The following is a 12842-nucleotide window of genomic DNA, read 5'->3' on the forward strand; positions in this document are numbered from 1 at the left end:
CCAAGCTCATATCTTTATTTTTCCTAGGAAATATTAGATTAAACGTTAAAACGGAAGTGCATAACATCTCCGTCTTTTACGATATACTCTTTTCCTTCTAAACGTACTTTTCCAGCTTCTTTTGCAGCTGTCATAGAACCGTTTGTCATTAAGTCATCGTAAGAAACTGTTTCTGCACGAATAAATCCACGCTCAAAGTCTGTATGAATAACACCAGCACATTGTGGTGCCTTCATACCTTGTTTAAATGTCCAAGCACGTACTTCTTGAACGCCAGCTGTAAAGTAAGTAGCAAGTCCTAATAAGTCATATGCTGCACGAATTAATTGATCTAAACCAGACTCTTCAATACCTAGTTCTTCAAGGAATACTTTTTTCTCTTCCTCGTCTAATTCAGCGATTTCTGATTCAATTTTTGCACATACAACGATTACTTGAGAATTTTCATTTTCTGCAAATTCTTTTACCATTTGTACGTATTTATTTTCCGAAGGATCGATAACATCGTCTTCACTTACGTTCGCTACGTATAACATTTCTTTTGTTGTAAGTAAATGAAGGCCTTTAACAATCTTCATCTGCTCTTCTGTAAATTCAACAGTACGAGCCGGTTTCCCCTCTTCAAAAGCCTCTTTTAAACGAACTAAAATTTCATGCTCATATACAGCTTCTTTATCTTTTTGTCTTGCTAATTTCGCAACACGCTCGATACGCTTATCAACAGACTCTAAGTCCGCTAAAATTAGCTCTAAGTTGATTGTTTCGATATCATCAATTGGATCTACTTTCCCTGAAACGTGCGTAATATTTTCGTCTTCAAAACAACGAACAACTTGGCAAATTGCATCTACTTGACGAATGTGAGATAAGAATTTATTTCCTAAACCTTCACCTTTACTAGCACCTTTTACGATACCTGCAATATCAGTAAACTCAAATACAGTCGGAACAGTCTTTTTCGGTTCTACTAATTCCGTTAATTTATTTAAACGCTCATCTGGTACTTCTACAATCCCTACGTTTGGATCAATTGTACAGAATGGATAGTTTGCAGATTCTGCTCCTGCTTGTGTAATTGCATTAAATAAAGTGGACTTACCTACGTTAGGTAATCCAACAATCCCAGCCGTTAATCCCATATTTTTCACTCCTATGTCTCAATCTTTCATCATTATAGATAGTAACGAAAAAAATGACAAGTTTCCGCCAAACGAAAAAAAGTAACAGTTACCTACTGTAACTGTTACTCTCCCTCTATTCTTCGTGCTTCACAAGTATTTTTTTCACCTTACGATCAAACTCTCTTCGAGTAATCATTACTGAATGGTCACATCCCTCGCACTTAATGCGGATATCCATTCCCATACGAATAATTTTCCAACGATTCTCGCCACATGGATGTGCTTTCTTCATTTCCACAACATCGTACAAGTTATATTCCTTTTGCTCCACTCTTCAAACTCCTCTCCATACTAAATTGCTTTTCCACTAACCAATTCTTCACGATTATATAAAACCATACGTGGATATGGAATTTCAATTCCATGTAAATCAAGACGATTTTTAATCTCTTTACGAAGTGCCCTTGCAATAACTGCATGTTGCATCGGCTCTACTTCAGCGATAACGCGTAATATAACTTCTGATGCAGCTAACGTTTGCACACCTAATAATTGAGGTGTTGTTACCATTTTTTCATACTTTGAAGGTAACTCTACTAATAAATCTTCAATAACCTGTTCTGCTTTCGCAATATCAGCCTCATATGAAATAGATACATCAACAAACGCTACACTATTACTAACTGAGTAGTTAGTAACTTGAATAATACTTCCATTTGGTAAAGTATGAATTTCACCTGTCCAACTCTTTACTTTCGTTGTACGAAGTCCAATTTCTAAAACGACTCCTTCAAATTGACCGATTTTAACATAATCGCCAACTGAAAACTGATCTTCTAGCAAAATAAATAAACCTGTAATAACGTCTTTCACTAAACTTTGAGCACCAAATCCGACTGCTAAACCGATTACCCCAGCACCCGCTAATAAACCTGATGCATTAATATCAAACACACCTAAAATCGCAATTAGCATAATGAACATAACAACATACGCTACAATATTTTCAAGTAATTTCGCCACTGTAACTGTACGACGTTCTGAAATTTGAATTGGAGAACGGCTCCCCATACGAAACGCATTTCGTACAACCGCTCTTGCAATTCGCACAACAACTGCACCAATTATTAAAATAATACATATTTTTAATGTCGCAACTCCAATATGAGCCCAACGATCAGCATCTAATAAATACTGTTTCGTAGAATTAAACCACTTCGTTAATAAATCCATGTACCTCTACCTCTCTAGCTAAAATTTCTTTTTAGTTATCCTTATTATTGTATCAGAAGTCCTCTAATTGCTGAAAAAATTTTATGATTTTAATCCTATTTTATCCCCGCCATTCAGGTATAAAATGGAACGAATATATATATACTAGTACTATTATTTCCGTTTTCATTCACATTTTGCAAAAATTACGCACTTATAGCTTTCCATTTTTCTCACCATATAACATATATTGAAAATTTATTAAAAGGATGGGTGCTTCATGAACATTGGAAGTTTTCGCTTACCATTTTTTGAGAAAGAAACTCAAAACGTTATGCACCAAGATCTAGAAGCCTCTGAGATAATCAGTAATTTCTTACTTACCCATATTCCTATTAAAACTAATATACCACTCATTCTCGTTTGTATCGGAACAGATCGTTCTACAGGTGACGCACTCGGCCCGTTAGTTGGTACAAAACTTGAACAAATAGACATCAAAAACCTCCAAATATTCGGTACACTAGATGAGCCAGTACATGCACTAAATTTAGAAGAAAAAATTCAGAATATACAGAAAAAACATCCTACTGCATTTATAATTGCTGTTGATGCATGTTTAGGAAAGTCCCAAAATATTGGGTCAATCACTACTGGAAAGGGGCCTAGTAAACCGGGTGCTGCTATGAATAAGAAATTACCTGCAGTTGGTGATCTGCATATACACGGTATCGTCAATCTAAATGGGTTTATGGAGTTTTTCGTTCTTCAAAATACAAGATTAAGTTTAGTCATGAAAATGGCTGATGTAATCGCACAAAGTATAAAAGAGACGGATCAAAAATTATCCGCATTAAAAAAAGCAAACCATCTATAAATAATAAGATGGTTTGCTTTTTAATTTTTCTGTGCTAATAGTTCTAAAATACGATTTAAATCTTCTTTATTAAAAAATTCAATTTCGATTTTACCTTTTTCTTTTTTCGTCTCTTTAATTTTCACATCTGTGCCAAACTTTTCCCTTAAGAACGTTTCACGTTCTACGAAAAATATATTTCGCTCTTTTTTCACTTTTTTTGTTTCACGTGAAACGTGTTGATTAATCTCTTGGACGATTTTCTCTAATTGACGAACGTTTAATCCTTCTTTTTCAATGCGTTTCAATAAGGACTTCAATTGTTCTTCGTCTTTAATCGTAAGTAAAGTTCTCCCATGAGCCATTGAAAGTTGACCATTTGCAATCATATCTTGGACGAACGAAGGGAGGCTTAATAACCGAGTATAATTTGCAATGTAAGGTCTGCTTTTGCCAAGACGTTTCGCTAATTGTTCTTGCGTTACATTTAGCTCATTCATTAACATCTGGTATGCCATTGCCTCTTCCATAGGATTTAAATCTTCTCGTTGTAAGTTTTCTAACAAAGCAAATTCCATCATTTGCTGTTCAGTTAATTGTCTTACAACCGCAGGTACCTTTTCTAAACCAGCCTCTTTTGCAGCACGAAATCGTCTTTCACCTGCAACGATTTCATATCCTTTAATACTCTTTCTAGCAATTAATGGTTGTAGAATACCGTGTTCCTTAATCGAAATTGCTAATTCCTGAATAGCCTCTTTATTAAAGTGTTTACGCGGTTGATATGGATTTGGCCTTAATTCAGTTACAAGAATCTCCTGAATTGTTTCCTCTTCTTTCACATCTAAATCAGGAAAAAACACATTAATTCCTCTTCCTAATCCTTTAGCCACCTGCAATCACTTCCTCTGCTAAATCTATATATACTTCTGCTCCTCTTGATTTAGCGTCATACTGCATAATAGGTTTCCCATGACTTGGAGCCTCGCTCAAGCGTACATTACGCGGAATAATCGAGCGGTATACTTTATCCCTAAAATACTTTTTCACTTCATCTATAACTTGGATCCCTAAATTTGTACGAGCATCCAACATTGTTAACAATACGCCTTGAATTGCTAAATTTTTATTTAAATGTTTTTGTACAAGTCGAACTGTATTTAATAGCTGACTTAACCCTTCTAGTGCATAATATTCACACTGTACAGGAATAATAACAGAATCTGCTGCTGTTAATGCATTAATCGTTAATAACCCTAAAGACGGGGGACAGTCGATAATAATATAATCATATTCATCACGAACTGGCTGTAATGCTCTTTGCAAACGTACTTCCCGGGAAATAGTCGGTACCAATTCAATTTCAGCACCAGCCAATTGAATTGTAGCGGGTAGAACATCTAAGTTTTCAGTTGCGGTTTTCTGTATAACCCCTTGAACATCTGCATCTTCCACAAGAACGTTGTAAATACATTGATCTAATTCAGATTTTTCAATTCCCACACCAGTCGTTGCATTTCCTTGAGCATCAATATCTACAAGAAGGACTTTTTTACCTACTTGCGCCAATCCAGCCCCTAAATTAACAGATGTTGTGGTTTTTCCAACACCGCCTTTTTGATTAGCAATAGCAATGATTTTTCCCATGATGTCACCTACTTTCAACCTTTCTATCTTATTCTAGTAACAATTACGTTTATTGTAACATGAAATAAAACTTTTTCTTTTACGTCCTTTATTAAACTTCAAAATTTATTTCTAAACTCCTTCTTCATTTAACAAGAAAATATAGTAAAAGAGACCTCTCCAATAGGATAAGGTCTCTAACACGTCATTATTATTTTTTCTTTGGAATTTTAATTGTAATTTGATAGTACTCATCAAATTCTTCTTCCTCAGAATTAACATTTAAACCACTTTCAGTAACCATTTGTAAAGATTGTCTAATTGTATTCATAGCAATCCTCGTATCTCGACTTACTGCTTTTTGCTTTGCCTTACGCTTCGGTTTTGCTTCCTCTAGTAACTTCGCAATTCGTTCTTCTGTTTGCTTTACATTCAGTTGTTTCTCCACAATCTCCTGTAAAACCTTCAGTTGTAATTCCTCATTTTTTAAAGGAATGAGAGCGCGGGCATGACGTTCTGTAATGCTTTTTTCTAATAATGCACTTTTTATTTCTTCAGGCAACTTTAACAATCGCAACTTATTTGCGATTGTAGATTGTCCTTTTCCAAGTCGTTGTGCCAATGCTTCTTGTGTTAAATTATGTAACTCAATCAGCTTTTGATATGCCACAGCTTCCTCGATTGCCGTTAGTTCCTCACGTTGCAAGTTTTCAATTAAAGCTACAGAAGCTGTCTCTGTATCATTTAAGTTCTTTATAATTGCAGGAACCTTTTCCCAACCTAACTTTGTTGCCGCGCGAAAACGTCTTTCTCCAGCAATAATCTCGTACTTATCGTCCTCATATTGCCTTACAACAATCGGCTGAATAAGTCCATGTGTACGAATCGTTAATGCTAGCTCATCAATACGCGCATCATCAAAAACTGTTCTTGGTTGATAACGGTTAGGGGTAATATTTACTATCGGAATTTCTTGTATTTCCTCATATACCTTTTTATCTATCTCTTCATGGCTTTCGTCTTGTAATTCGAATTCGCTCTCTTTATCTCCAAAGCCAAATAAACGAGAAAACGTATTTTTCATACATATTCCACCACCTTTTAGGCCTATTGACTATTCTCCATAAAATGTTTCCTATGAAACATTTACGTTTTCATTTATATAATTTAATCTTACGTCTAATAAGATTTATTTTTCAATAGGTAATTTATTGGGTGTTCCCGGTTTGCGTGGATATTTCTTTGGTGTCTTGCGCTTTTTCTCGATTAATAAAATATTACGTTCACTCTCTTCAAACGGTAATTGGAACGTAGACATCTCTTTTAACTCTCCGCCTAGAACCTCTAAAGCATACTTGCCATTTTCGATTTCTTCGTTTGCTGCTGCACCTTTCATTGCAATGAATGTTCCTCCAACTTTTACAAGTGGTAAACATAGCTCACTTAATACAGAAAGACGCGCAACTGCACGTGCCATTACAATATCGTATGATTCACGTACACCTTCTTTTTTCCCAAATGTTTCAGCACGATCATGACAAAATGCAACATCACTTAATTCTAACTTTTGTGCTAAGTGATTTAAGAAATTAATACGTTTTTGCAATGAATCTACAATTGTTACTTTTAAGTGCGGGAAACAGATTTTTAAAGGAATACTTGGGAATCCAGCCCCTGCACCAACATCACAAATTGAGAATGGTTTTGAAAAATCATAATAAAAAGCAGCTGTAATGGAATCAAAAAAGTGTTTTAAGTATACTTCTTCTTTTTCTGTAATAGCCGTTAAGTTCATTTTTTCATTCCACTCTACTAATGTTTCAAAGTAGATTTTGAACTGCTCTAATTGTCTAGAAGAGAGGGTGATTCCCTTCTCTTCTAGCATAGATTGAAATTGTTCTATGTTCATCTAGCAATATCTCCTTACTATGTTATTGGTTCGATACGCGCGCAATTTTTCCTTGTTCTATATACACAAGTAAAATGGAAATATCCGCTGGATTTACGCCAGAAATACGTGAAGCCTGCCCCATTGAAAGTGGACGAACATCTTTCAATTTCTGTCTAGCTTCTGAAGCAAGGCTAGAAATCGCGTCATAATCAATATCTACAGGGATTTTTTTACTCTCCATTTTCTTCATTCGCTCTACTTGCTGTAAAGATTTTTCAATATATCCTTCGTACTTAATCTGAATTTCAACTTGTTCTGTAACTTCATCACTTAATTCTACTTCACTTGGTACTAAAAGATGAATATGCTCATATGTCATCTCTGGACGACGTAATAAGTCACTTGCACGTATTCCATCTTTCAATTCACTTCCGCCAATATTGCGAATTAATTCTTGAACTTCAGGACGTGGTTTAATAATAATGCTGCTTAAACGTTCCTTTTCCTGTTCAATTTGTAATTTTTTATTTGTAAATCGCTCATATCGCTCTTCTTTAATTAATCCTATTTCACGACCAACTTCAGTTAAACGAAGATCAGCATTATCGTGGCGTAATAATAGACGGTATTCTGCACGAGACGTTAATAAACGATATGGTTCATTTGTACCTTTCGTTACAAGATCATCAATTAAGACACCAATATAAGCATCCTCGCGGCCTAAAACAACTTCTTTTTTACCTAAAGAACGGCATGCTGCATTAATACCAGCCATAAGCCCTTGTCCTGCCGCCTCTTCGTAACCAGAAGTTCCATTAATTTGTCCTGCTGTATATAAATTTTTAATCTTTTTCGTTTCAAGTGTTGGCCATAATTGTGTTGGCACAATTGCATCATATTCAATCGCATAACCTGTGCGCATCATTTCAACATTTTCTAGGCCTGGAATTGTTCTAAGCATGTCACGTTGTACATCTTCTGGTAGGCTTGTGGATAAACCTTGTACATATACTTCTTGTGTATTACGCCCTTCTGGCTCTAAGAAAATTTGATGACGTGGTTTGTCATTAAATCTTACTACTTTGTCTTCAATAGAAGGACAGTACCTCGGGCCTGTTCCTTTAATCATACCAGAATACATAGCTGAACGATGTAAATTTTCATCTATTAAACGGTGTGTTTCTGTACTTGTATATGTCAACCAACATGGAATTTGATCCATAATAAATTTCGTTGTTTCAAAAGAGAACGAACGCGGCTTATCATCACCTGGTTGAATTTCTGTTTTACTGTAGTCAATTGTATTACTGTTTACACGCGGAGGTGTCCCTGTTTTAAATCTAACAAGATCAAATCCAAGCTCCTCTAAATGCTCAGATAATGTAATAGACGGTTGTTGATTATTTGGACCGCTTGAATATTTTAAATCGCCCATGATAATCTCGCCACGTAAAAATGTTCCAGTCGTAATTACAACGGTTTTCGCTGTATATTCTGCACCAGCTTGTGTAACTACCCCTTTACATATACCTTCTTCAACGATTAAACGCTCTACCATTCCTTGGAACAACGTTAAGTTTGGTGTTTCTTCAATTGTTTTCTTCAATTCATGTTGGTAAGAGAATTTATCAGCTTGCGCTCGAAGTGCACGTACAGCTGGACCCTTACCTGTATTTAGCATACGCATTTGAATATGAGTTTTATCAATATTACGTCCCATTTCTCCGCCTAATGCATCAATTTCACGAACAACAATCCCTTTTGCTGGTCCACCAACAGAAGGGTTACATGGCATGAATGCTACCATATCTAAGTTAATTGTTAACATTAATGTTTTTGAGCCCATTCGTGCTGCCGCAAGACCAGCTTCACATCCTGCATGACCTGCACCGATTACTATGACATCGTATGAACCGGCATTGTATCCCATTGTTTATTCCTCCTAATAATCTCTATCTTTCTAAAACATCACTATATTATTTTCCTAAACAAAATTGAGAGAACAACTGGTCAATTAGGCTTTCATGGACTGTGTCACCAGTAATTTCACCAAGTATTTCCCACGTTCTTGTTAAATCAATTTGCACCATATCAATTGGTACACCATTTTCTATTGCCTCAATTGCATCACCGATTGTTTGTCCCGCTTGTGTTAATAATCCAATATGTCTCGCATTAGAAACATATGTCATATCTGTAGAATCGATTGTTCCTTCAAAGAATAAATCAGCTATTGCCTTTTCGAGTTCATCTATTCCTTGTTCCTCAATTAAGGATGTTGTAATAACACGATTTCCCTCGGCTAACTCTGTAACACGTTCCATATCAATCGCTTGCGGTAAATCGGTCTTATTCACAATAACAATAAAGTCTTTTCCTTGTACCGCATGGAATAGATCTTCATCCTCATTTGTTAAAGCCTCGCTATAGTTGACAACAACTAATACTAAATCTGCTTGGCTCATCATTTCTTTTGAACGCTCCACACCAATTCGTTCAACAACATCTTCTGTCTCACGAATACCGGCTGTATCTATAAGTTTAAGAGGTACGCCACGCACATTAACGTACTCTTCAATAACATCACGAGTTGTTCCTGCAATATCAGTTACAATTGCTTTTTTCTCCTGAACAAGGCTATTTAATAACGATGATTTTCCAACATTAGGCCTACCGATAATTGCTGTAGCAATACCTTCACGTAAGATTTTCCCTTGTTTTGATGTTTCTAATATTTTTTCGATTTCCGAACGAACATGCGTTGCTTTCTCAATTAAAATATTATGTGTCATCTCTTCTACATCATCGTATTCTGGATAATCTATATTTACCTCAACATGAGCTAATGTTTCTAATATTTCTTGACGTAAGCGACCAATTAATTTAGATAATCGCCCTTCCATTTGATTAATTGCTACATTCATCGCACGATCTGTTTTTGCTCGAATCAAATCCATAACAGCTTCTGCTTGTGATAAATCGATACGTCCATTTAAAAAAGCACGTTTTGTAAATTCGCCCGGTTCTGCCAATCGTACTCCTTGCGCTAGAATAAGTTGCAATACTTTATTTACTGAAACAAGCCCGCCATGACAGTTAATTTCCACTATATTTTCACGTGTAAAAGTCCTCGGTGCGCGCATAATAGACACCATAACTTCTTCAATAACTTGATTTGTATCTAAATCAACGATATGACCATAATGAATAGTATGAGAAGAAACCTCTGTTAAATCCTTCCCTTTAAAAATACGGTCAACTTTCTCCACCGCATCATCCCCACTTACTCGAACAATGGCAATTGCACCCTCTCCAAGCGCTGTGGAAATCGCAGCAATTGTATCAAATTCCATGTCCTTTCACCTCACTTGCTTATTTATCTCTATTTCAACATGATTATTTCTTTCACTAAATTATTAGGATACCATAACGAACCTATCTACAAAAGAAGAATAACTCATTTTATTATATCCCCATGTAAAAAACACTAAACTTATTCACAGTGGATAAGTTTAGTGTTTTTTAGTTATCCACATCTATTTTTCGCTCAAAAAAACCGGCACTCATTTGAGCAACCGGTCATTTAGGAGATATTACAACATGCCGATGTGGTTCATTTCCTTCAGAAGTTGTTTTGATACCTTGATGATTTGATAATGCCTGATGAATAATTTTTCGTTCAAAAGATGGCATCGGTTCTAAAATAACTCTTTTTTTCGTATTAGATACTTGTTTCGCTAATCGATAAGAAAGTGATTCTAACGTACTTTTTCTTTTACTACGATAATTTTCAGCATCTAGTGTAATACCGATATACTGCTTCGTGTTACGATTTGCGACAAGTTTTGTTAAATACTGTAAAGAGTTCAATGTATTACCTCTTTTTCCAATTAAAACTCCTACATCATCACCAGAAATTGTAAATTCAATCTCGCGTCCTTTTACAATTTTACTAATTTCAACTTCCACACCCATATTGTGAATAACATTTCTTAAATATTCTTCACATTCCTGAATTGGATCTTTCTTCAATACAACTTCTACTACTGCAGGACGATTCCCAAATAAACCTAAGAACCCTCTTTTACCCTCATCGACAATATTTATATCTACTCGATCTTTTGATGTGTTTAATTGCCTTAAAGCATCCTCTACTGCCAGCTCGACTGTTTGTCCTTTAGCAGTAATTATACTCACTTGCTTGAGCCTCCAGCTTTGTTAGCCTTAATCTCTGGCCCTTTGATAAAGTACATTTGAGCAATACCAAAGATATTACCAACAACCCAGTAAAGTGATAATGCAGCTGGGAAGTTAATTGCAAAGATTAAAATCATAATCGGCATAAGCCAAATCATCATTGCCATTTGTGGATTTTGACCAGCAGTTCCTGCCATTGCAAGCTTTTGCTGAATAAATGTCGTAATCGCTGCAACAACCGGTAAGATATAGTAAGGGTCTGCCTGTCCTAAATCAAACCATAAAAATGTATGTTTACTAATTTCTGATGTTCTCATAATCGCATGATAAAATGCGAATAAAATAGGCATCTGAACAAATATTGGTAAACAACCGGCTAATGGATTTACACCATTTTTTTGATATAGCTGCATCATTTCTTGTTGTAATTTTTGCTGTGTTGCTTGGTCTTTCGAGCTATATTTCTCTTTTAACTTTACCATTTCTGGTTGTAACGCCTGCATAGCTTTCGTACTCTTCGTTTGCTTAATCATTAATGGTAATAATGCAAAACGAATAATAAGGGTCGTAATAACGATCGCTAAACCGTAATTATCACCAAGCCATGTCGCAAAATACGTGATTAACTGAGAAAGCGGGTATACGAAATATTCATTCCAAATCCCAGTGCTCTTCGATGTAATCGGCTGACCCGTTTCACTACAGCCGGTAGCAATTGCCATTAATGTAATAACCATGGCCAGTAAACCTATTTTCTTTTTCAAAGCCTGCTCCTCCTTGTTTCGGTATGTATATAGTGTAATTCATTTCCTTACGCTACTTTTTTATTCTTTTCATACCAGAGCGTTTAAAGACATGAATTAAGCTTTTCTTTACTTCTTCATATGTCATCTCTGCACAAGGCTTCCTTGCTATTATAACAAAATCTTTTCCAGAATCTATCTCATCTTTTAACTCTGTAATAGCCTGACGGACCATGCGCTTAATTCGATTACGAACTACTGCATTTCCTATTTTTTTGCTAACAGAAAGGCCGATGCGAAAGTTTGGCTGTTCTTCTTTATCTAATTGGTATACAACAAACTGACGATTCGCATTTGATTTTCCTTTTTGAAAAACCGCCTGGAATTCATCATTCTTCTTTATACGATGTTTTTTCTTCATATCAATTGACACTCCTGTATTTCATCAGCGGAAATTCACTATTATTAGAAAAAAAGACCACTGAACGATCAGTGGTCTACGCAGATAATACTTTTCTTCCTTTACGACGACGAGCTGCTAGCACTTTACGTCCGTTCGCTGTGCTCATACGGCTGCGGAAACCATGTACTTTGCTGCGCTTACGTTTATTTGGTTGGTAAGTTCTTTTCATTATATGACACCTCCCTGAGGAATATCTGTTAAAGACAGTCCTATAAATTATAGTTAATTAACTAGGAAAATGTCAATGGTTCTAGAAATTTTCATCAAATATTCATTTTGAACCTATTCACATACTTTTTCACAGCATCTATATTTCCTTGTGGATAAATGTTTTTTCACGTTTTTTATATCCACAAACTTTTTTCCCACTTTTACACAGTATATCGTGTTGTGGACAAGTTTATTCCACAAGGTATTGATTTTGTGGATAACTTTCTTAAATTCATTGCTATAGCCACTTTTTTTTGATATTATAGTTGTGTTTTCACTTTGAATAAGTTTTCCACACCTTTATCTTATCCACAATTTGTGTATAACATGTGGACAGTTTTAATCACATGTGGGTAAATAGTTGTCCACATTTGCTTTTTTTGTCGAAAACCCTATCTCATATACAAACGACGTTTTTAGGTTTTAAAATACGTTTCGTATAAATATACATTTTATATTTATTAGGTTGTACATTTGTTGCGCAACCTTATTCTTTTACCATCTTAGTAAAGGAGGGACACCT

14 protein-coding genes are annotated in these 12842 nt (G+C 35.5%); 1 reads left to right on the plus strand and 13 read right to left on the minus strand.

The genetic code is table 11. The features are described from left to right. Window positions 1–38: 38 nt before the first annotated feature. The 3 genes from ychF to ACUXVC_RS27520 all read right to left on the minus strand — a co-directional run bounded on the left by ychF (window position 39) and on the right by ACUXVC_RS27520 (window position 2354). A complete protein-coding gene (gene ychF / locus ACUXVC_RS27510) occupies window positions 39–1139 on the minus strand; it encodes a redox-regulated ATPase YchF (RefSeq protein WP_000524670.1) in 1101 nt (366 codons plus the stop codon). Window positions 1140–1254: 115 nt separating this feature from the next. Then, entirely contained in the window at window positions 1255–1452 is a 198-nt protein-coding gene (locus ACUXVC_RS27515) for a DUF951 domain-containing protein (RefSeq protein WP_000435486.1), read from the minus strand. Between the two features lie 20 nt (window positions 1453–1472). After that, entirely contained in the window at window positions 1473–2354 is an 882-nt protein-coding gene (locus ACUXVC_RS27520; protein ID WP_000365111.1) for a mechanosensitive ion channel family protein, read from the minus strand. Between the two features lie 259 nt (window positions 2355–2613). Here ACUXVC_RS27520 and yyaC point away from each other — a divergent pair, with 259 nt between their 5' ends. Then, window positions 2614–3210: a spore protease YyaC gene (gene yyaC, locus ACUXVC_RS27525; RefSeq protein ID WP_001020709.1), complete on the plus strand. Its 597-nt coding sequence runs from the start codon at window positions 2614–2616 to the stop codon at window positions 3208–3210. A gap of 20 nt (window positions 3211–3230) precedes the next feature. On the opposite strand, the gene spo0J is transcribed toward yyaC, so the two are convergent. The 10 genes from spo0J to rpmH form a co-directional block, all read right to left on the minus strand. Continuing rightward, window positions 3231–4082, minus strand: coding sequence for a stage 0 sporulation protein Spo0J (gene spo0J / locus ACUXVC_RS27530; RefSeq protein ID WP_001051832.1), 852 nt, complete (start codon window positions 4080–4082; stop codon window positions 3231–3233). Then, window positions 4075–4836: a sporulation initiation inhibitor protein Soj gene (gene soj, locus ACUXVC_RS27535; protein WP_000516114.1), complete on the minus strand. Its 762-nt coding sequence runs from the start codon at window positions 4834–4836 to the stop codon at window positions 4075–4077. Before soj ends, spo0J begins: the two co-directional genes overlap by 8 nt. A 190-nt stretch (window positions 4837–5026) precedes the next feature. Further along, window positions 5027–5899 (minus strand): nucleoid occlusion protein, encoded by an 873-nt coding sequence (gene noc, locus ACUXVC_RS27540; protein WP_000799016.1) that lies wholly within the window; start codon window positions 5897–5899, stop codon window positions 5027–5029. A gap of 105 nt (window positions 5900–6004) precedes the next feature. Further along, complete coding sequence (gene rsmG, locus ACUXVC_RS27545) at window positions 6005–6724, minus strand: 16S rRNA (guanine(527)-N(7))-methyltransferase RsmG (RefSeq protein ID WP_001019628.1); 720 nt, start codon at window positions 6722–6724, stop codon at window positions 6005–6007. Between the two features lie 22 nt (window positions 6725–6746). Then, window positions 6747–8636, minus strand: coding sequence for a tRNA uridine-5-carboxymethylaminomethyl(34) synthesis enzyme MnmG (gene mnmG / locus ACUXVC_RS27550; RefSeq protein ID WP_000541052.1), 1890 nt, complete (start codon window positions 8634–8636; stop codon window positions 6747–6749). Between the two features lie 46 nt (window positions 8637–8682). Next, window positions 8683–10059 (minus strand): tRNA uridine-5-carboxymethylaminomethyl(34) synthesis GTPase MnmE, encoded by a 1377-nt coding sequence (mnmE, locus tag ACUXVC_RS27555; RefSeq protein ID WP_000393762.1) that lies wholly within the window; start codon window positions 10057–10059, stop codon window positions 8683–8685. A 226-nt stretch (window positions 10060–10285) separates the two neighbouring features. Next, a complete protein-coding gene (jag, locus tag ACUXVC_RS27560; protein ID WP_000022795.1) occupies window positions 10286–10903 on the minus strand; it encodes an RNA-binding cell elongation regulator Jag/EloR in 618 nt (205 codons plus the stop codon). After that, window positions 10900–11667: a YidC family membrane integrase SpoIIIJ gene (gene spoIIIJ / locus ACUXVC_RS27565; RefSeq protein WP_000726764.1), complete on the minus strand. Its 768-nt coding sequence runs from the start codon at window positions 11665–11667 to the stop codon at window positions 10900–10902. Before spoIIIJ ends, jag begins: the two co-directional genes overlap by 4 nt. A gap of 52 nt (window positions 11668–11719) precedes the next feature. Next, window positions 11720–12067: a ribonuclease P protein component gene (rnpA, locus tag ACUXVC_RS27570; RefSeq protein WP_000726621.1), complete on the minus strand. Its 348-nt coding sequence runs from the start codon at window positions 12065–12067 to the stop codon at window positions 11720–11722. Between the two features lie 76 nt (window positions 12068–12143). After that, on the minus strand, window positions 12144–12278 hold the full coding sequence (gene rpmH, locus ACUXVC_RS27575) for a 50S ribosomal protein L34 (protein WP_000831901.1): 135 nt from the start codon (window positions 12276–12278) through the stop codon (window positions 12144–12146). Window positions 12279–12842 lie beyond the last annotated feature (564 nt).

Source organism: Bacillus sp. N6, assembly GCF_052805735.1.